Source organism: Psychromonas sp. SR45-3 (genome assembly GCF_014163575.1).
Lineage (GTDB): Bacteria > Pseudomonadota > Gammaproteobacteria > Enterobacterales > Psychromonadaceae > Psychromonas > Psychromonas arctica.
Map to the genome: position 1 here is coordinate 67,647 of NZ_JACJDP010000006.1, position 18,963 is coordinate 86,609.

General features: G+C 38.5%; 14 protein-coding genes. 6 read left to right on the forward strand and 8 right to left on the reverse strand.

What is annotated here, in order from left to right:
- Window positions 1-61: 61 nt before the first annotated feature.
- From hflD to H5084_RS05365, 4 genes are all read right to left on the reverse strand, one after another.
- Complete coding sequence (gene hflD / locus H5084_RS05350; RefSeq protein ID WP_182689784.1) at window positions 62-691, reverse strand: high frequency lysogenization protein HflD; 630 nt, start codon at window positions 689-691, stop codon at window positions 62-64.
- A gap of 149 nt (window positions 692-840) precedes the next feature.
- Complete coding sequence (gene mnmA / locus H5084_RS05355) at window positions 841-1,944, reverse strand: tRNA 2-thiouridine(34) synthase MnmA (RefSeq protein WP_166372326.1); 1,104 nt, start codon at window positions 1,942-1,944, stop codon at window positions 841-843.
- 333 nt (window positions 1,945-2,277) lie between these two features.
- Window positions 2,278-4,401, reverse strand: coding sequence for a methyl-accepting chemotaxis protein (locus H5084_RS05360; RefSeq protein WP_182689785.1), 2,124 nt, complete (start codon window positions 4,399-4,401; stop codon window positions 2,278-2,280).
- 447 nt (window positions 4,402-4,848) lie between these two features.
- Window positions 4,849-5,145, reverse strand: a complete 297-nt coding sequence (locus tag H5084_RS05365) for a hypothetical protein (RefSeq protein WP_028868340.1) — start codon at window positions 5,143-5,145, stop codon at window positions 4,849-4,851.
- Window positions 5,146-5,437: 292 nt separating this feature from the next.
- Here H5084_RS05365 and H5084_RS05370 point away from each other — a divergent pair, with 292 nt between their 5' ends.
- Window positions 5,438-8,365, forward strand: coding sequence for an FAD-binding and (Fe-S)-binding domain-containing protein (locus tag H5084_RS05370; RefSeq protein ID WP_182689786.1), 2,928 nt, complete (start codon window positions 5,438-5,440; stop codon window positions 8,363-8,365).
- 109 nt (window positions 8,366-8,474) lie between these two features.
- On the opposite strand, the gene H5084_RS05375 is transcribed toward H5084_RS05370, so the two are convergent.
- Complete coding sequence (locus tag H5084_RS05375; RefSeq protein ID WP_182689842.1) at window positions 8,475-9,386, reverse strand: LysR family transcriptional regulator; 912 nt, start codon at window positions 9,384-9,386, stop codon at window positions 8,475-8,477.
- A gap of 166 nt (window positions 9,387-9,552) precedes the next feature.
- Here H5084_RS05375 and H5084_RS05380 point away from each other — a divergent pair, with 166 nt between their 5' ends.
- Entirely contained in the window at window positions 9,553-10,215 is a 663-nt protein-coding gene (locus tag H5084_RS05380; protein WP_182689787.1) for a nitroreductase family protein, read from the forward strand.
- Window positions 10,216-10,343: 128 nt separating this feature from the next.
- Here the strand turns inward: H5084_RS05380 and H5084_RS05385 are convergent, their stop codons facing one another.
- Entirely contained in the window at window positions 10,344-10,652 is a 309-nt protein-coding gene (locus tag H5084_RS05385; RefSeq protein ID WP_182689788.1) for an antibiotic biosynthesis monooxygenase, read from the reverse strand.
- Between the two features lie 289 nt (window positions 10,653-10,941).
- On the opposite strand from H5084_RS05385, the gene H5084_RS05390 reads away from it, so the two are divergent.
- The 3 genes from H5084_RS05390 (at window position 10,942) to H5084_RS05400 (ending at window position 15,966) form a co-directional block, all read left to right on the forward strand.
- Window positions 10,942-12,021 (forward strand): efflux RND transporter periplasmic adaptor subunit, encoded by a 1,080-nt coding sequence (locus tag H5084_RS05390; protein WP_182689789.1) that lies wholly within the window; start codon window positions 10,942-10,944, stop codon window positions 12,019-12,021.
- A complete protein-coding gene (locus H5084_RS05395; RefSeq protein WP_182689790.1) occupies window positions 12,021-15,137 on the forward strand; it encodes a multidrug efflux RND transporter permease subunit in 3,117 nt (1,038 codons plus the stop codon). The genes H5084_RS05390 and H5084_RS05395 overlap by 1 nt, the downstream gene beginning before the upstream one ends.
- 358 nt (window positions 15,138-15,495) lie before the next feature.
- A complete protein-coding gene (locus tag H5084_RS05400) occupies window positions 15,496-15,966 on the forward strand; it encodes an FKBP-type peptidyl-prolyl cis-trans isomerase (protein ID WP_182689791.1) in 471 nt (156 codons plus the stop codon).
- 152 nt (window positions 15,967-16,118) lie between these two features.
- On the opposite strand, the gene H5084_RS05405 is transcribed toward H5084_RS05400, so the two are convergent.
- Together H5084_RS05405 and H5084_RS05410 are read right to left on the reverse strand one after the other, a co-directional pair.
- Window positions 16,119-17,486 carry an L-serine ammonia-lyase gene (locus H5084_RS05405; protein WP_182689792.1) on the reverse strand — a complete coding sequence of 456 codons (1,368 nt, stop codon included), beginning with the start codon at window positions 17,484-17,486 and terminating at the stop codon, window positions 16,119-16,121.
- 71 nt (window positions 17,487-17,557) lie between these two features.
- Entirely contained in the window at window positions 17,558-18,214 is a 657-nt protein-coding gene (locus H5084_RS05410) for a DUF1007 family protein (RefSeq protein WP_182689793.1), read from the reverse strand.
- 303 nt (window positions 18,215-18,517) lie between these two features.
- Between H5084_RS05410 and tnpA the strand changes: the two genes are divergently transcribed.
- Window positions 18,518-18,931, forward strand: coding sequence for an IS200/IS605 family transposase (gene tnpA / locus H5084_RS05415; protein ID WP_182689794.1), 414 nt, complete (start codon window positions 18,518-18,520; stop codon window positions 18,929-18,931).
- Window positions 18,932-18,963: the final 32 nt, after the last annotated feature.

The following is an 18,963-nucleotide window of genomic DNA, read 5'->3' on the forward strand; positions in this document are numbered from 1 at the left end:
TGATATGTAGGTTGTTTAAATAGTTGCTTTGTTCCCCGGTTAGGAAACGTCAATTAGTGTTTTAAGTTCGTAGTAAATTTTGCTTTGTTTGATGTACTAACGCTTTACGCGATAATAATAATTGACGACGTTTGCCGCCAATTTGACGCCATAATACGGTTGCACGAACACCGGCTAGTAATAAAGCGCGGATTTTATGCTGCGTATGCTCTTGTTGCAAGTAAGCAGGGTTACCGTTCACTTGGATTTTAGGACCCAAATTACTGATCAGATCTTTATAGATAGAATCTAAGTTGCTTAATACGCTGCTGTCATCAATTTCAAAGTGTGCTAATTGGCGATTAACTTGATTAATACGTTCGCCGAGCAAGTTTAAAGATCCTGGGTTTGCCGATAGTTTTCGTTCTAACGCCATTAATCCTGCTACATATTTGGTGATTTGCATATTACGGCTACCATCAGCATTATCGAGTTGTGCAATGACTGTTTTATAACCTAATTTTAGTGCGTCATGCCCACCAAAAATATCTAAAGGTGCTGCACTATCAGTGCGCATAATTGAGCGTAAAGAAGCATTAAATGCGACTGCATCAGGACACATACCTTTGTTCGCTATTTTATCAACTAGGTAGGCAGCTTGGCACATTGCTGCAAAAGCAATGCTTCGAGATTCTAACGTATGGAATGACATAATGAATACACTTCTAATTTGAATAACTGTTGAACAAAATACTATCGACTTTTAGTACGTTATTGTCGAATACTCCGTTGCATCTCTTTTTAAAAAGTTTGCATTAACCAAAAAATATTAATCGGTTAATGCTTGCAACTGAGATAACGTTACTTTTGTAAATGTTGGTCGATAATCGCACCACCTAAACACACTTCATCAAGATAAAATACGGCTGATTGCCCTGGTGTTACGGCTGCTTGAGGTTGGTCGAAAATAACCTCTAAGGTATCATCATCTATTGGATTGACTGTGCATGGAATATCAGTTTGGCGATAACGCGTTTTTACTGTACATCTGAAACTTTCTTTTTTAGGCGTTCTATCAACCCAATCACATTTTTTAGCAATCAAACCATAGGAAAATAGAGCTGGGTGATCAGCACCTTGTGCCACTAATAAGCGATTATTTTCCATATCTTTGCCCACTACATACCATGGGTTCTCATTGGAATTTTGTAAGCCGCCAATACCAAGACCTTTACGTTGCCCTAAAGTGTGGTACATCAGGCCTTGATGTTGACCGATGACTTCATTATCAGGAGTCACAATATCGCCGGGCTGTGCAGGTAAATAGGTTTGTAGAAAATCAGTAAATTTACGCTCACCGATAAAACAAATGCCAGTACTGTCTTTTTTGTTATGGGTTACCAAATCTTGCTCTTCTGCAATACGACGCACTTCTGGTTTTTCTAATTCACCAACTGGGAATAAGGTTTTTGCGATTTGCTCGCCACCCACTGCGTATAAAAAGTAGCTTTGATCTTTGTTGTTATCTACACCGCGTAGCAGTTGTGCTTGGCCATCTACATCTCGACGTCGACAATAATGACCAGTGGCAATAAAGTCAGCGCCTAAATCTTCAGCAGCAAACTCTAAAAAGGCTTTAAATTTAATTTCTTTATTGCACATGATGTCTGGATTTGGGGTGCGTCCGGCTTTGTATTCTTCTAAAAAATGCTCAAATACGTTATCCCAATATTCAGCTGCAAAGTTGATAGTATGTAATTTAATACCCAACTTATCACAGACCGCTTGTGCATCTTGCAGATCCTGAGCGGCTGAACAATACTCATCGGTATCATCCTCTTCCCAGTTCTTCATGAATAAGCCTTCTACTTGATAGCCTTGCTGCTGTAATAAATAAGCAGATACTGAGGAATCAACACCACCGGAAATACCGACGATCACTTTAGTTTGGCTATTGTCTTTCATAAATTATTCTCCAACGAATTCAGCGCCAGATTTTAGCAGAATTTAGGCGCAATTAAACTAATAATGTGAGCGAGATAACGCAGGTCAAGTAAACGCTCGGTATTGCTTGATTTTCAGCTGTTTTATTTGGCTATTTAAAAATACTGCTGATTATAAAAAGGAACCAGAGTGAGAGGATTCTCGAGTAATATCAATTTAAGAAGGAGAGTAAGGTAGGCATCGAGTATTTAACTATTAAACTATTTACCTTCAATTATTTAACTTCAACTACCTAACTTCAATACTAATATTGATTATGTTGAAGTTAGGTTAAGTCGTCATTATCGATAAAGCTTATGCTGCACGTTTAGATACTTCAAAGCGCTCAACCAATTTGTTGAGTCGTAACACTGCATTTTGAACCAATGTGGTTTGATGAATTAATTGCTGTGAAGAAGTTTCCATTTCTATGGTTGTGGTTTGGGCTTGTTGCGCTGTTACTCCATGTAGCTCACTGTTACTGGCAATTTGATTCATGGTATTGAACATTGCCTCGACTGCGCTTTGTAATTTTAAGCTTCTTTCTCCGGAATCTAAGGCTAAACTGTTTTGATCAACATTTGTTACCCCTTGCTGCATATACTTAACGGCCATTTCTGACTCACTACTTAATTTCGACATAATATTGCCGATATGCTTTGCTGCTTCTGATGTTCTAGTGGCAAGGTTACGAACTTCATCGGCTACGACAGAGAAACCTCTTCCATGTTCGCCGGCTCTAGCGGCTTCAATTGCTGCATTTAATGCCAGCAGGTTGGTTTGTTCGGTTATTCCTGTAATTAAAGTAACTATCGCTTCTATTTCTTTCATCTGGCCGTTTACATCATTAACGCTTTTAGCTGAGGCTAATACGATATCTTTAATTTGAGCGGTGTTATTCACCGCTTGTGTATATTCCTGCTGCGTTTTACTAACAACATCTAACATCAATTCGTTCATTGCTTGTGCGGAAGCCGTTGCACTGGCTATTTCACCTTGCTGTTCGCTCGATAGTTGTAACATCGAGTCAATAGATACTGTGGTGGTTTTACTTGCTCCATCGACATTAATACTGTGCTGTAACATCGATTCACTGACCGTATTGACTTCACCAGAAGCGTGGATCATTTCACCTAACATATTATCTAAGCGATCGATAAAGCTGTTTATCCAGCGCCCCATATCTCCAGACTCATCGGCACTAAATTTGGAGGTGTCAAAGCGTTGATTTAGGTTTGCATCACCTTCTGCAAGCATTTGTAAAACGCCGACCATATGTTTTAAACGCGATGTGATCGGTTTTAATGCAAAACTACAAAAGCTGGCAAGGCCTATTATTAATGCAACTGCAATTAAAATATTATTCTGTAATGTATTTAAAGTCATAAAATAAGAGAGGGCGACGGCAGTAAGAAAGGGCAGCGTCATGCTTAGCAATAGCTTTTTCCCCAAAGTATAAGTGAGTGAACGGTGACGATAAACTTCTTCTAAGTCTGCTTCACACATCATGCCCCATATATCAGGCGAACCGGGTAATTGAAAGGTTACCCCTTTGCCAATCACTGGAATATGTCGGTAGTCAGAATAACCTGGATAATCAACATATAAATTTTCTCCGTGTTTAATCGTTTCTCTGACGCCAGGATGTAATTGTTGGGTGGCAGGATCGGTAAAACGTATTTCAAACTCCGTATGTTGTTGTATTTTTACTGTTCCCCACTGCGTGTGCACTCCTGATTTGAGGTTTTCACCATGAGAAAAAGCATTATCTTCAAAGCGTGAGCGAGAAAGTGCAGTACCGGTGCTAATGGCAGGATCCTGGTTCGATTTAACCATGAAAATATAATTATCACCGGATTCACTGTAAATGTGACCCGCTTCGCGTTGAATAAGGTCCCCCATCACATCATTAGGTACTCGTCCGCATAAACAGCCTATGATTTGATCGTTTTTTAAAATAGGTTGGTAAAACATTAATGTAACTGCATCATGAAAGTTAGAGCTTGAAGGCCCAATCAACTGTGTTTGTGGGTCTAAATAAGGGCCGTGAAGAAAGGGAGCCTGTAGCCCTTTTGTAAGTATTGTTTGATCTACTTTATGTTGTATAGGGTGATGATAAGTGGACGCTACAACTTGCCCGTCAGCCATCATGATAAACAACTCTGAAATATCATTGTTTCGTGTTAATAAGCTTTGTAACGATGTTTTCCATTGTGTTTGAGGTTGAGAGGAGATGTATAAAGCGCCATCATTGAGGAAATTCCATTGTGTGCTAACCCATGATGTTAAAATGTGTACTCGTGTTTCAGCAGTGCTAGTAAAGGTTTGTGCGAGTATTTTTTTACGATTTTTATTCAACCAACAAGCTTTGCCTAATGCTAGTTTGCCAGTTGCGCCAAGCCACGGTAACCAATGTTTTTCTTTAGCGGTTAGATCCATTTTATATCCCTTAATACGATTTTATTAACAGGATAAGCAAATTAAATACCAATTACTCATTATGAGGTATTTAATTTTTTTGTTATTTAAAACATATGGTTACATTTATTTTGTTAGTCATGTTTTATATTAAAGCTATTTTTAGTTAGTTTTATTGTATGACTTAATCGTTTTTCGCTCCAATTTGGGGCGATTGCTTTATTTTAGTGCAGATAAAGTGAGGGGGGAGTTGTCTTATAGCCAGCCAATTTTATTTGACGTTTCTCATTCAACATGTTTTTACGGATGTAAAATTACTATTTAGTGAGCTAAATGACTGGTTTATAATATCTATTTCCTGAGGATTGGTGAGGCTCGTAAAAAGGGACATTTACTTACCTCATTGTCGAAACTTAATGATTGCTTTGTTGAAACTGATTGAGAAGTCAAAGCTATTAAAGTTGTTATTTAAGATACTAACTCTGGCCCCAAACGAAGGCGCGCTTCATCGGCGTCAAAATAGTCTTTTTCAGTTAATAGGTGCGTTAACTGTTGCATTGAAATTTCTTTATTGGCGATTAAATTCAGAATACGCTGTTTACAGTGATTAATGGCCGTTTCTTCATCTAACGCTAAGTATTCACGGCAAAAATAGAGTTGTGGCAAACCTAAAGAGAATGCCGTTAATTGTGCGAATTGCATAGCATTGAGTGTGAGGGTTATTTTTTCGAATTCTACTTGTGTGCTTTTAATATCATTTGACATTTAATTATGCTCATTTAAGGAAATCTTTACAAACTCTACATGAAAAACATTAACTTGTCGTTCATAGTGACGCGTTACCCTATCAGGGAAGTATTCATTAGTTAATTTTCTAACCCATACTCACCTCAATAATTTCACTCAGGTCACATTGTTTAATAATTAATACATTCAGTATTGCAGTTTAATCATAACTTTATCGACGATCAGAAAACTGCTCTTAATATCATTGCTTATGTTTTAAAAGTCATTGCAATGATGACTTGAACGCTATCGATTTAAATAAGGATACATAATGTCTGCTAGTCATTTGCAAAAATTTCAACAATTGAAAGAGACCTTACTTGCTTGCATCGAGCAATCTAGAATTTATAGTGATCCTGCTCAGTTACTTGCTTATGGTACGGATGCTAGCTTTTATCGTTTAATCCCTAAAATGGTACTTCGTTTAAACAATGTGCATGAAGTTATTTATACGCTTAAAAGTTGTCAGGCATTGAATGTTGCTTGTACTTTTAGAGCGGCAGGGACCAGTTTATCTGGGCAGGCCGTTTCAGATTCAGTCCTTATTACCTTAAGTGATGATTGGCGAGGGCACGAAATAATTGATAATGGCCAGCAAATAAAATTACAACCGGGTGTCATTGGTGCTGATGCTAATAAATACTTACAACCTTTTGGGCGTAAAATAGGGCCTGATCCTGCTTCTATTAATACTTGTAAAATAGGTGGCATAGCGGCTAATAACGCTAGCGGAATGTGTTGTGGTGTGGCACAAAACTCCTACCGTACGGTTGAAAGTATGAAGTTGGTTTTTGCCGATGGGACACAACTTGATACCGCTAACAATGATAGCGTGGCTTCTTTTAAAGTGAATCATAAATCGTTGATTGAAGGTATTGAGCAGCTTTCTCAACAAGTGTCGAATGACGATACGTTAAGTGCCTTGATTAAACATAAGTACCGCCTTAAAAATACCACTGGTTACTCTTTAAATGCGTTGGTGGATTACCAAGATCCGATTGATGTCATCGAGCATCTCATGATTGGTTCGGAAGGTACTTTAGGCTTTATCAGTGAAATTACTTACAACACAGTTATCGAACACAAACATAAAGCTTCTGCTTTAATCGTTTTTAATGATATTGAAACTGCTTGTAAAGTGGTTTCAGCACTGGCTCATTTACCCGTTTCAGCAGTTGAAATGATGGATGGTAGAGCGATGCGCTCAATTGCTAATAAACCGGGTATGCCAGACTTCATTAAAAGCTTAGATCTTGAGGTTGGAACCTTATTAATCGAGTCGAGAGCAAATGACCTCGACTCCTTAGAACAGCAATGCAACACGGTAATGGAGACAATACAAAAATATACTGTGAGTGAATCTATTACTTTTACAAGTGACACTGTGGTGGTAGAAACATTATGGGCAATCCGTAAAGGTTTATTTCCAGCGGTGGGTGCGGTGAGAGAGGTAGGCACGACGGTTATTATTGAAGATGTGGCTTTTCCGGTTGAGCATTTAGCGGCTGGCGTACGAGATTTACAACAACTTTTTGACCGATTTAATTACACTGAAGCGATAATTTTTGGTCACGCATTAGATGGTAATTTACATTTTGTATTTACACAGGGATTTGAGTCCCCTGATGAAGTTAAACGTTACGGTGATTTTATGGATGAACTGACTCAGTTAGTGGCGGTGAAGCATTTGGGGTCTTTAAAAGCGGAACATGGCACGGGAAGAAATATGGCGCCCTACGTCGAGCTCGAGTGGGGGAAAGCTGGTTATGCGTTAATGCAGCAGATTAAGCGTTTATTTGATCCAACTGGGTTATTAAATCCGGGCGTGATCATCAATGAAGATAAAAAAGCCCATATTCATAATCTGAAACCGATGCCACAAGCCGATGATTTAGTGGATCGTTGTATTGAATGTGGTTTTTGTGAACCGGTTTGTCCATCACGCACCTTGACCTTATCACCTCGACAAAGGATTGTGCTATACCGAGAAATTAAACGTAGTGAAAGAGCGGGGGAGACTGCGTACTCTGAGTCTTTAGCTAAGACGTTCCAATATCAGGGCATAGATACCTGCGCTGCCACCGGATTGTGTGCCGATCGCTGTCCGGTTGGGATTAATACGGGCGACTTAGTGAAAAAACTAAGAACCGCAAAGTATCAGCAATTCACCCCTATTGCGCGTTGGACTGCGAATCATTTTAGTACCACTAATAAGCTGCTCAATCTGGGGCTTAAAGTGAACCAAGTGGCGCAAAAAGTATTAGGTGCAGAGCGGATCAATAAAGTGAGTCAAGGTGTTGCTCAATTATCAGCCCATAAAATCCAACGATGGTCACCACAAATCCCAACTGCTAATCGCTATCAGCTTAAAGCGACGGGTGCTGGAAGTTCACTCAAAAATTCGTCACCCATTGTATCGGTAAGTGAATCAATAAGTGATTCGCCCATTGCACCTATAAGTGATTCGACAATAAAAGCTTCTTTTAATCCAAACTTGGCTAAAAAAGTGGTTTACCTCGCTTCATGTGCGAGTCGTTCCATGGGTCAGCAAGCAGATAATCCTGAGCAACGTTCATTACCAGAAGTCACTACCTCTTTGCTTATTAAAGCTGGGTTTGAAATTATTGTTCCTGACGGGATCAATGAATTATGTTGTGGTCAGCCGCACGATAGTAAAGGATTCAAAGAGGTTGCCAAATTAAAATCTCAACAGTTAGAAGCTGCCTTATGGAAAGCCAGTGAACAAGGAAAGTGGCCTGTGTTGTTCGATACCAGTCCTTGCGCTAAACGCAGTATTGAACAATTTTCGCAACCAATGGAAATACTAGAGCCAAGTCAATTTGTACTTAACTATTTACTGGAACATTTAACTATTTCACCGTTACAAGAAACGATCATGTTGCATATCACCTGCAGTACTCGACGTCAGGCACTAGATAAACAAATGTTACAACTGGCGCAACGTTGTGCAAGCGAGGTGATAGTACCTGAGCATATTGAGTGTTGCGGGTGGGCTGGTGATAAAGGGTTTACCACACCAGAGCTTAATACGGCGGCATTATTACCATTGAAGTCACAAGTACCAGCGCATTGTACGCGTGGTTATAGCAATAGCCGTACCTGTGAAATTGGCTTATCAAAACACAGCGGTATTGCTTATCAGTCAATTTTGTATTTGGTTGATGAGGTCAGTGTTTAAAATGACTCTTAGACTTTAATGATTCAGAGTTTATTGGGGCTGACTTCGTCACGTTTAAGTGAGTCGATATGAAGCGGAGGTCATTCATTACTTAAATGGCCTCCTAGTATTAAGGGGGAGGATATCGTTTACTAAATTCACTGAATTTATGTTGCAAAAAGTCAATCACCATGCGTAATTGCTTTCTAGGGTAGTCTGTTTGTAAGTAGACTAACTGCAAAGGAATATCTTCTGTTAAATAGTCTGTTAACAATACTTTCAAACGACCTTGTTCCACATCTTCTGCAATATCTATCCAGCTTTTATAAGCAATACCATGCCCTAAAATAGCCCACTCTCTTAATAGTGCACCGTCATTGGTGGTTTTAATGGGGGTAACAGAGACTTGTATGCGTTGATTATCTTTATTAAAAGCCCATTGTTGATGGCTTTTACTGCCTAAGTTCCAATTTAATAGCTTATGTTGTTGCAGTTCAGCAGGACTATTGGGTTGCCCAAACTCTTCGATATAAGTAGGGGAAGCAACTACATAACGTGGTGATGATGTTAAGTAACGACGTTTAAGCGCTGAATCTGCTAAATGGCCATAACGTAGTGCGAGTTGAATTTTTTGATCCATTAAATCACTCATATGATCGCTTAAATACAAGGTGAGTGTTAAAGAAGGCGCCGAGGCTAAAAACTCATCCAACCAAGCACTCACTATGTTTCTACCGAGATCAGAGGGCATACTTAACCCTAAGTCGCCACTTAATTGATCGTTATTATTGTTTAACGTATTGCTCGCCAGCTCTAATATTTTTATCGCCTCGCGACTACTTTCAATAAATAGATGACCCTCTTCGGTCAATTGCATGTTGCGTGTCGAGCGAACGAATAATTGGCAATTTAGTCTTTGTTCTAAGCGCTTTAATGCTGCACTTGCTGCGGCAGGTGTTAAGTTGAGTTCACGACTGGCTGCAGAAATGTTTTGTAAGTCGGCAATTCTAATCGCTAATTTAAGATCATTTAAGTGATACATATTCAAAAATAATTATCAAGTTATTCAAATTTATCAATGATTATCAAATAAAAAAATCAAGTGTACAATGTGTTTATTCATTAATAACAATGTCTATACTATCAATCGCCATTTAAAATTGGGCGAAAGCATTTACATTAACAACCTGACAAATGAGACTTAAACAATGACAACACATGAACAAATTATTAACGATTTAGAAAAACGTTATACTGCGAAAAAATACGACCCAAGTAAAAAGGTTGCTCAACAAGATTTAGATATTTTATACCAAGCATTACGCCTTTCTCCTTCATCAATCAACTCACAACCTTGGAAGTTTATTGTGATTGAAAGTGATGCGGCGAAACAAAGAATGTTTGATACTTTTGCTAATAAATTTCAATTTAATCAACCGCATGTTTTTGCTTGTTCACATATTATTTTATTTGCACATAATCCTGCTTACACACGTGCTGATTATGAAAAAGTAGTGGACCAAGGTATAGCTGACCAACGCACTAAACCTGAAGATAAAGAAAAAGCATTTGGTGGTTACGCTTTTGCTGATATGAATACTGATGAGCAAGGTAATAATGCAAGTTGGACTAAATCTCAAACTTATATTGCGTTAGGCAATGCAATGCATACTTTAGCGCGTTTAAAAGTAGATTCAACGCCAATGGAAGGTGTCGATAGTCAACTCATTGGTGAAATTTTTGCTGATGAGTTAGGTGGGTATGAATGTGACGTTGCATTAGCAATCGGTTACCATCATCCATCTGAAGATTATAATGCGAAATTGGCTAAATCAAGATTGACAATGGAAAAAGTGTTAACTGTTATTTAATAACAATTTCCCTATTGAATAATAACTTTATTTATTAAAAAACAAGCAATCACATTGGTCAAAGTCGCTTTGTATTTGCTTGTTTTTTGTTTAAAAGGGGAATTTATCCCCTAACCATTAATAAATTTTTAAATCTTTGTACCGATTAAATGATCCAATACAGGTACTAATACTAAGGGTTGAGCTGAGCTAATGATTGCGGTTAGCATTTTAACTCGCGCACCTTCATGTTTATCTTCTAAGCCTTGTGCTTTTAAATAATGCTCTTCACTTATCCACTGACTGTAAGAAACCCATTGATTATCTTTAGTTTTATGTAAACGAGAGCCTAAAGCGCCGTATTTTTCAATATTTCGTTGTACTAATTCCGTCCAACCTTCTTTAAATACTTTTTCATGTGCTGGATTTATTTCCCAACGAAATAATACAGTAATCATAAACTACTACTCCTAGTGACTTGTTTTGTTAGTATTGTCGATAAAGATAATTGTTTGTATTATAGCCATTCTTAGATATTACTTACTGTGAGTTAATTTGATATTTTGCTACAAAATATTTATTTCTCATGCTTTTTAAGCATTTAGCCTGTTTCTTTTCTATCTATTTTTAGCATATCTCCACATTTTCTTCACAATCTTTTCCTTTTTTTACTTTATGATAGAAGCAATAGTTGAATGCTATTCTCTTTTTATTGTTACTTGATCCATATCTATTAGAAGAAAAATAATGAATAAATCAAATAAGGTTTTTATTTTTGCGGGATTGTTGCTGAGTGTCGTTAGCAATCTAGCTTCTGCTCGTGGTCCAGCTCCTGCTGTGCCTGTTCATAGTGACGTGGTTGCGATGCATGAAGTCGCTCAATCCTTAACTCTGATTGGTAAGTTACAAGCTGAACAATTTGTTAGCATTGCCTCTGAAGTTACCGCTAAAGTGACTCGAATAGCCGTACAAGCAAATCAAGCAGTAAAAAAAGGACAGTTGCTTGTTCAGTTAGATGACGCTAAGGCAAAAGCTTTATTGGCTGAAGCTAGGGCTTATTTACAAGATGAACAAAGGAAGTTAAAAGATTTTCAGCGTTTAATAAAAAAGCAGGCGGTCACACAAACAGAATTTGATGGGCAAGCCTCAGTGGTTGCAATTGCTAAAGCGCGCTTACTTGCCGCACAGGTTTTTGTTGATAATCATCGCCTTGTTGCTCCTTTCGCTGGCACCATCGGTTTACTGGACTTTAGTGAAGGTAAAACCGTGGCCATAGGTGAAACGTTACTGACCTTAGATAATCTCTCTGAAATGACGTTAGATTTACCCGTCCCTGAACGTTATTTATCTATGATTGAAATAGGCATGGATGTTTCAGCTGTTAGCCGTGCCTGGCCTGAGACTGCGTTCATCGGTAAGGTCGCTGCTGTTGACTCGCGAATTAACCCTGACACATTGAATCTACGTGTTCGTTTGCTTTTCGATAATAAAAGTCAACAATTAAAACCTGGCATGATGATGAAGTCTCAACTGGTGTTTGCCGCTGTTAATGAGCCTATTATCGAAGTGCAATCGCTAGAGTACTCTGGTACCAAACGCTTTGTATATGTGATTGGTGATAATAATAAAGTACAGCGTAGAGAGGTGACGCTCGGTGCGCGTATTGGTGACCAAGCTTTAATTGAATCAGGTCTGGCAATCGGTGAGCGTATAGTCGTGCAAGGCTTGGTGAATATGCGTGATGGTCTAACCATTAATGATTTAGCTAAAGAAGGCTCAGCAGCAGAAGTGAATGCCAAAGCAAAGACTAACAAGGACAGTAAATAATGTGGCTATCAGATGTGTCGGTAAAACGACCGGTAATGGCAATAGTATTAAGCTTATTGCTGTGTGTATTTGGTGCGGTTTCATTTAGTAAACTATCTGTTCGAGAAATGCCAGATGTAGAAAGTCCGGTTGTATCGGTCATGACTCGTTATGAAGGGGCAAGTGCAACCATCATGGAGAGTCAGGTTACTGCTGTTATTGAAGATCAAATCACAGGTATTAGTGGTATTGATGACATTGAGTCAGTCACTCGAAATGGTATGTCTCGTATCACAGTGACCTTTGATTTAGGCTGGGACCTAACCGAAGGTGTCAGTGATATTCGTGATGCAGTCGCTAAAGCAGAACGTAGTTTACCCGATGAAGCCAATGAACCTATTGTCTCTAAGAATAATGGTTCCGGTGAGCCTTCGCTTTATATTAACCTCAATTCGACAACCATGGATAGGACTCAACTTACCGATTATGCTGAGCGTATTTTAGTGGATCGTTTCAGTTTGATTAGTGGTGTGAGTTCAGTGGATTTATCTGGTGGCTTATACAAGGTCATGTATGTGAAGTTATATCCAGACATGATGGCAGGCCGGTCTGTGACCACAAGTGATATTGTTAATGCATTACAAACCGAAAATGTTGAAAACCCGGGAGGTGAAGTACGCAATGACACCACGGTAATGTCAGTTAGAACAGCACGCTTATATGCTGAACCTCAAGATTTTGATTATTTAGTGGTTCGTACTGCTAATGATGGAACGCCTATTTATCTAAAAGATGTCGCAAAAGTGTATGTGGGCGCTGAAAATGAAAATTCTGCTTTCAAAAGTAATGGTGTGGTTAATTTAAGCTTAGGTATCGTTGCACAATCCGATGCTAACCCATTACAAGTTGCTGCCGCTGTGCGCAAAGAAGTGGATAATATTCAGCAGTTTTTACCTGAAAATACGACCTTGTTAGTAGACTATGATTCGACTGTTTTTATAGAGCGTTCTATTGAAGAGGTTTATAACACCTTAATGATCACTGGTGGGCTAGTGATCTTAGTGCTGTATATCTTTATTGGTCAGGCAAGGGCCACCATCATTCCTGCCATTACTGTACCCGTATCGTTAGTTTCCGCTTTTATTGCTGCCTATTATTTTGGATTCTCTATCAATTTAATTACCTTGATGGCGCTAATTTTATCGATAGGGCTGGTGGTTGATGATGCGATTGTAGTGGTTGAAAATATTTTCCACCACCTTGAAAAAGGAGAAAAACCATTGATGGCGGCCTATAAGGGCGCCAGAGAGGTTGGTTTTGCTGTTATCGCAACCACTATGGTACTGGTGATGGTATTTTTACCTATTTCCTTCATGGATGGCATGGTGGGACTGTTATTTACTGAATTCTCAGTGTTACTCGCTATGGCAGTTATTTTCTCATCCTTTATTGCCTTAACATTAACGCCCGTATTAGCGAGCAAAATGTTAAAAGAGCATCAACAACAAAACCGTTTTAATCGCTGGGTGGATAAACAATTTTCACGTCTAGAAAGTGTTTACCGTAGTGGTTTAGTGTATGCAATAAAATTACGTTTAGCAGCCCCCTTAGTTATTTTGGCTTGTATTGCGGGGAGTTATTTTTTAATGCAACAAATCCCTTCACAATTAGCGCCTAAAGAAGATAGAGGCGTGATATTCGCTTTTGTGAAAGGTGCCGAAGGCACTAGTTTTAACCGTATGTCTACTAATATGGATTTAGTACAAGCGCGTTTGATGCCACTACTAGGTCAAGGTGTGATTAAGTCTTTTAGTACTCAAGCACCGGCATTTGGTGGTAATGCGGGTGACCAAACCGGTTTCGTTATTATGATTTTAGAAGACTGGAATGATCGAAGTGTGTCGGCCAATCAAGCGCTTGGTTTGGTTAATAAAGCATTAATAAATCTGCCAGATATTAAAGTGCGTCCATTATTACCTGGTTTTAGAGGTGGTTCTGGCGACCAAGTTGAGTTTGTACTTGGTGGTTCCGATTATCCTGAGCTAGCTAAATATGCAGAGCTCTTAAGGCAACATGCTGAAGCGGATGGCATACTCATTAATGGTGATTTAGATTATTCAGAAAAAACACCTGAATTAGTGGTGACCCTAGACAAGCAAAGAGCGGCGGAATTAGGGGTGAGCTTGGATGAACTTTCTCAAACCTTAGAAGTGATGCTCGGAGGTCGTAGTGAAACCACTTATATCGACCGCGGAGAAGAGTATGATGTTTATTTACGCGGTGATGAAAATAGCTTCAATAATGTCAGTGATTTAAGTCAGATTTATATGCGTACCAATCGCGGTGAATTGATCACTTTAGATACTATTGCTGATATTGAAGAGGTGGCTTCCGCCAACCGTTTGTCTCATTACAATAAACAAAAATCAATTACCCTAGGAGGCAGTGCGGCAGAAGGAAAATCTTTGGGGCAAGTATTAGATTACCTCGATGCAAAAGCAATAGAGTTACTGCCAAGTGATATTTCAGTATCGTATAATGGCGAGTCGAAAGAATACAAAGAAAACCGCAGTAGTGTGTTGATTGTATTTGGACTTGCTTTATTGGTCGCCTATTTAGTGCTAGCAGCTCAATTTGAAAGTTTTATCAATCCCTTAGTGGTTATGTTAACCGTACCGATGGGGGTGTTGGGGGGCTTTATTGGTATGGTCGTAATGAGTCAGGGGTTAAATATCTACAGTCAAATTGGCATGATCATGTTGATTGGTATGGTAACAAAAAATGGTATTTTGATTGTTGAGTTTGCTAATCAATTACGTGATAGAGGCGCAGCGCTAGAAGTTGCGATCATTGATGCCTCTGCTCGTCGTTTACGACCTATTTTAATGACCGCATTCACTACGTTGGCTGGTTCAATTCCACTCATTATATCTTCTGGTGCAGGATCTGAGAGCCGAATAGCAGTGGGGACGGTGGTGTTTTTTGGAATGGCGTTTGCGACCATGGTGACCTTGTTTGTTATTCCTGCTATGTACCGTTTAATCTCCGGTAATACACATTCACCAGGTTACGTGGAAAAGCAACTCAATGAAGAACTAAGATTGAACGCAACCGAAACAACAAAGAGCGGAAATTAAACGTATTTTTTCGACTCTCTATTAAGTTAAATGCTTGATGCGTTGAAAACTTAACGTAATAAAGCAGTGAGAAAATTAGTTTTTTCACTGCTTTCCCAATATTCATTACTGTTTAGCGCTTATTCTCACTCTATCTGTTATCTGCTTATTATCAATTACCCTTTTATGTCTCATTACTGAACCGCCACATATATAAGCTTTCAGCTAAATTCATTACCCTATTTTTTATGATTGCTATGATTAGAACGGTATCTGTGACCGGTATTGTGCGTGTATCTTAAATTAGAGTTAAATAAACCAGTAAAATTTAGTACAGTCAGCACTTCATTTTATATTTTTACAAATTCAGGAAGTTAGTATGATTAAATTTATTCTTATTGCGTTAATTCTAGTGGTCGCATTTTTTATTTTTCAATCGATGAACGCAGGTAAAAATGCGCCAGAAAATATTGCTAAAGGAGAGGTGTTTTTAACTGAAAATGCAACTAAAGAAGGCGTAATGGTGACGGATTCGGGTCTGCAATATGAGGTCTTAGAAAAAGGCGAAGGGACAGTACATCCAACGGCAAAAAGTAACGTACAGGTTCATTATCATGGCACATTGCTTGACGGTACGGTTTTTGATAGCTCAGTAGAACGTGGTGAACCTATCTCTTTTGGTTTGCATCAAGTTATTCCAGGTTGGACGGAAGGAGTTCAATTAATGGTGGAAGGGGATAAATTCCGTTTCTTTATTCCGAGTAAACTTGCTTATGGTAATCGCAGTGCAGGTAAAATCACCCCTGGGTCATTATTGATTTTTGATGTTGAGTTATTAAAAATAAACTAATAAAGCCATTTATTGAATAAAAGCAATTATTGAATAATATTGTATAGAGTAAAAAGTGTGTTGATTGGCTTATAACGACTTCTACATAATAACAACCTCCTAACAGTAAGAGGTTGTTATTAATTAGTTAGTGTCTGTTAACATAGAATAATTTATTCACAAGGCGGTGCTAGATGAATCACTGCCAATCCACCTTGCGACGTTTCTCGGTATTTTTTATTCATATCTTTACCAGTTTGAAACATAGTCGCGATCACTTTATCTAACGAAATGAGTGATTTACTATTACGTTTTAAAGCCATTCTAGAAGCATTAATCGCCTTCATTGCCCCCATTGCATTACGTTCTATACAAGGGATCTGTACTAATCCACCGATCGGATCACAGGTCATGCCGAGCGAATGCTCCATCGCTATTTCAGCGGCAATACAAATTTGCTCATTACTACCACCTCGAATTGCTGTTAAACCTGCTGCTGCCATTGATGATGAAACGCCAATTTCACCTTGGCAACCTACTTCTGCCCCTGAAATAGAAGCATTCATTTTATATAGCATACCAATCGCAGCTGATACGGCTAAAAAGTCCTTTAGTTTCACTGTATCAATTTCACGTATGTATTTGTTGTAATACATTAACACTGAAGGGATAACTCCTGCTGCACCATTGGTTGGAGATGTGACCACTTGCCCACCAGATGCATTTTCTTCACTTACGGCAAAGGCATACAGGTTAACCCAATCTAAAATACTCATCGGGTCGTTATCAACCCCTTCGCTAGACTGTAGTGTTTTTAATAAAGCGGGGGCTCGGCGCACAACCTGTAAACCACCTTCTAGGATGCCTTCTGTTTTCAGACCTCGTTCTAGACATTGTGAGATCACTCTCCATATCTTCTCCGTCGTTTCATCGAGTTGTTGCTCACTGCAAAAACTAAGTTCATTCTTTAATACTAAGCCACCAATGCTTAATCCATTTCGGTCAGCTTGGTTGAGTAAGCTTTCCGCTGAATTAAAAGGGAAAGGTACGCTATTTTTAGGTGTTTTGACGGGGTTTAATAATTGCTCTTCTGTGCTGATAAACCCTCCGCCAGTTGAGTAATAAGTGTGAGAGTCGATTTTTTTATCTTGCTCATAAGCCATTAAACGCATTCCATTTTCATGCAATGGTAAGCTTTCACTTTTAAACTCAATATCAATCTCAGGATTAAATGCAATGCTCAGTGTATTTAAAAACGGCAGTGTGTTTGTTTCTGCAATTTCCTTTAATAATTTATTGGCCGTATTGGTTTTTACTGTATCTGGTTTAAAACCCATCAAACCTAGCATGATAGCTCTATCGGTATGATGTCCCTTACCCGTTAATGACAAAGAACCGTATAATTCAATTTTAATACTGGTAATACGATCTATATTTTCTTGGTTAGCAGTAGCAAAAAGATAAGCGGCTAACATAGGGCCACTAGTGTGTGAACTCGACGGCCCGATGCCTATTTTATAAATATCAAAAATTGAAAGCATAGTTACTTCCTAATAGTGGTAAAATCAGTAAATGGGAGCGGAAGGGGATTTGCTACCCTTCCATGTATTCATTAGTTGCAGTGTAACTGGAACTGCTGAGAAAAGAGTTGTCCAAGTGCATTATTGGGCGCTACGTCATCTGCTAAAGATAAAGTATAAGCTCGTTGCGCATCTGAAGCTTTAGGTTCAAGTAATTTCTGTTTGCAGTGTTTATTAATATCTTCGGTGACTTGAATCTCCTGTGGCTCAAGCCATGACATATCAACAAAATAAGTTGAATCGTAAATAAATAGTTTAAAGGTTTTATTATTAAAAGCGATTGGCTCGGATAGGGGAATATCAAAGCTTAGCACTAACTTATCTTGGTATTGTATTAGCTGAGGGTAACGTGCCGCTTTAAACTTAATTGGCGTATTACCAACATAAAAATAGGTGAAATAATGTTCGTTATACATGTTATTGGTTACGCTAGTCGCTAATAACTGTAACGTATTATTGATATGTTCTGGGCTAATATCTTCACCCTGTAACATATAAGCAGATGTTTCTGCATCAAAAGTCCAAGTCATGTGTAAGGTTGTAATATGTGTTTGATCACTTCCAATCGCAGTATTTGTATCTATCCATGCGTGCGGATGGGCAGACAAAGTAAAAGGGAATGAAAGGCAAGCTAACAGTAACCATTTAATGGGTAGTAAATATTTTAAGGTGTTTATTAATCGGTTCATCTTGAGCTCATTCAATTGATCTTTTGTATCTGCTTTAATCATATTTTCTAGAAAGCATAGTAACGGGCATTAGTTACCTTCAATTGTACTTTCATAAAGTACAATTGAAGCTGGTACCAACTCTGTAATACCAATTTCATTAAGTATATGATCAATTATTGGCAAGGGAAAGTGCTTCAATTTAAGTCAGAAATTCGTCAAATGGTCGTTCCCTTTGCAAAATTTCTAACGCAGAAGTGATGTATTTTAACCAATAAGAATGATCAGCTATTTAGCGTAATTAAACATTGAGACTATAAGAGTTTGTCTCATACCCGTTGGGATTGTAAATACCATATTGTATTTATTCCTAAAAAAAGACAGAAGTTGATATATGGAGCGATTAGAAAACACTTAGGTGAAACGTTTCATGAGTTAGCGAAGAGAAAAGGTGTCACAATCGAAGAAGGGCATTTAATGAAAGATCATGTTCATATTTGTCTGAGTATTCCTCCCAAATATTCAGTCTCAAATGTAGTTGGTTATTTGAAAGGAAAAAGCGCCATTTCAATAGCGAAAAACTTTAGAGGGCGGCAACGAAACTTCAATGGTGAAAGCTTTTGGGCTCGAGGGTATTTTGTATCAACAGTTGGTTTAGATGAAAATATGGTGATTGAGTATATTCGTAACCAAGAAAAAGACGATGAGCACCGAGATCAATTAAAGTTTCAAATGTAGTACGCCTTGGGCGTTTACTTTAGCCCTTTGAG

Excerpts from the sequence above, each read along its gene's own strand:
- H5084_RS05370 (WP_182689786.1), top strand. The coding sequence starts at position 5,438 with ATGTCTGCTAGTCATTTGCAAAAATTTCAACAATTGAAAGAGACCTTA.
- H5084_RS05385 (WP_182689788.1), bottom strand. The coding sequence starts at position 10,652 with ATGATTACTGTATTATTTCGTTGGGAAATAAATCCAGCACATGAAAAA.
- H5084_RS05360 (WP_182689785.1), bottom strand. The coding sequence starts at position 4,401 with ATGGATCTAACCGCTAAAGAAAAACATTGGTTACCGTGGCTTGGCGCA.
- H5084_RS05400 (WP_182689791.1), top strand. The coding sequence starts at position 15,496 with ATGATTAAATTTATTCTTATTGCGTTAATTCTAGTGGTCGCATTTTTT.
- H5084_RS05375 (WP_182689842.1), bottom strand. The coding sequence starts at position 9,386 with ATGTATCACTTAAATGATCTTAAATTAGCGATTAGAATTGCCGACTTA.
- H5084_RS05410 (WP_182689793.1), bottom strand. The coding sequence starts at position 18,214 with ATGAACCGATTAATAAACACCTTAAAATATTTACTACCCATTAAATGG.
- H5084_RS05390 (WP_182689789.1), top strand. The coding sequence starts at position 10,942 with ATGAATAAATCAAATAAGGTTTTTATTTTTGCGGGATTGTTGCTGAGT.
- mnmA (WP_166372326.1), bottom strand. The coding sequence starts at position 1,944 with ATGAAAGACAATAGCCAAACTAAAGTGATCGTCGGTATTTCCGGTGGT.
- H5084_RS05365 (WP_028868340.1), bottom strand. The coding sequence starts at position 5,145 with ATGTCAAATGATATTAAAAGCACACAAGTAGAATTCGAAAAAATAACC.
- hflD (WP_182689784.1), bottom strand. The coding sequence starts at position 691 with ATGTCATTCCATACGTTAGAATCTCGAAGCATTGCTTTTGCAGCAATG.
- H5084_RS05380 (WP_182689787.1), top strand. The coding sequence starts at position 9,553 with ATGACAACACATGAACAAATTATTAACGATTTAGAAAAACGTTATACT.
- H5084_RS05405 (WP_182689792.1), bottom strand. The coding sequence starts at position 17,486 with ATGCTTTCAATTTTTGATATTTATAAAATAGGCATCGGGCCGTCGAGT.
- H5084_RS05395 (WP_182689790.1), top strand. The coding sequence starts at position 12,021 with ATGTGGCTATCAGATGTGTCGGTAAAACGACCGGTAATGGCAATAGTA.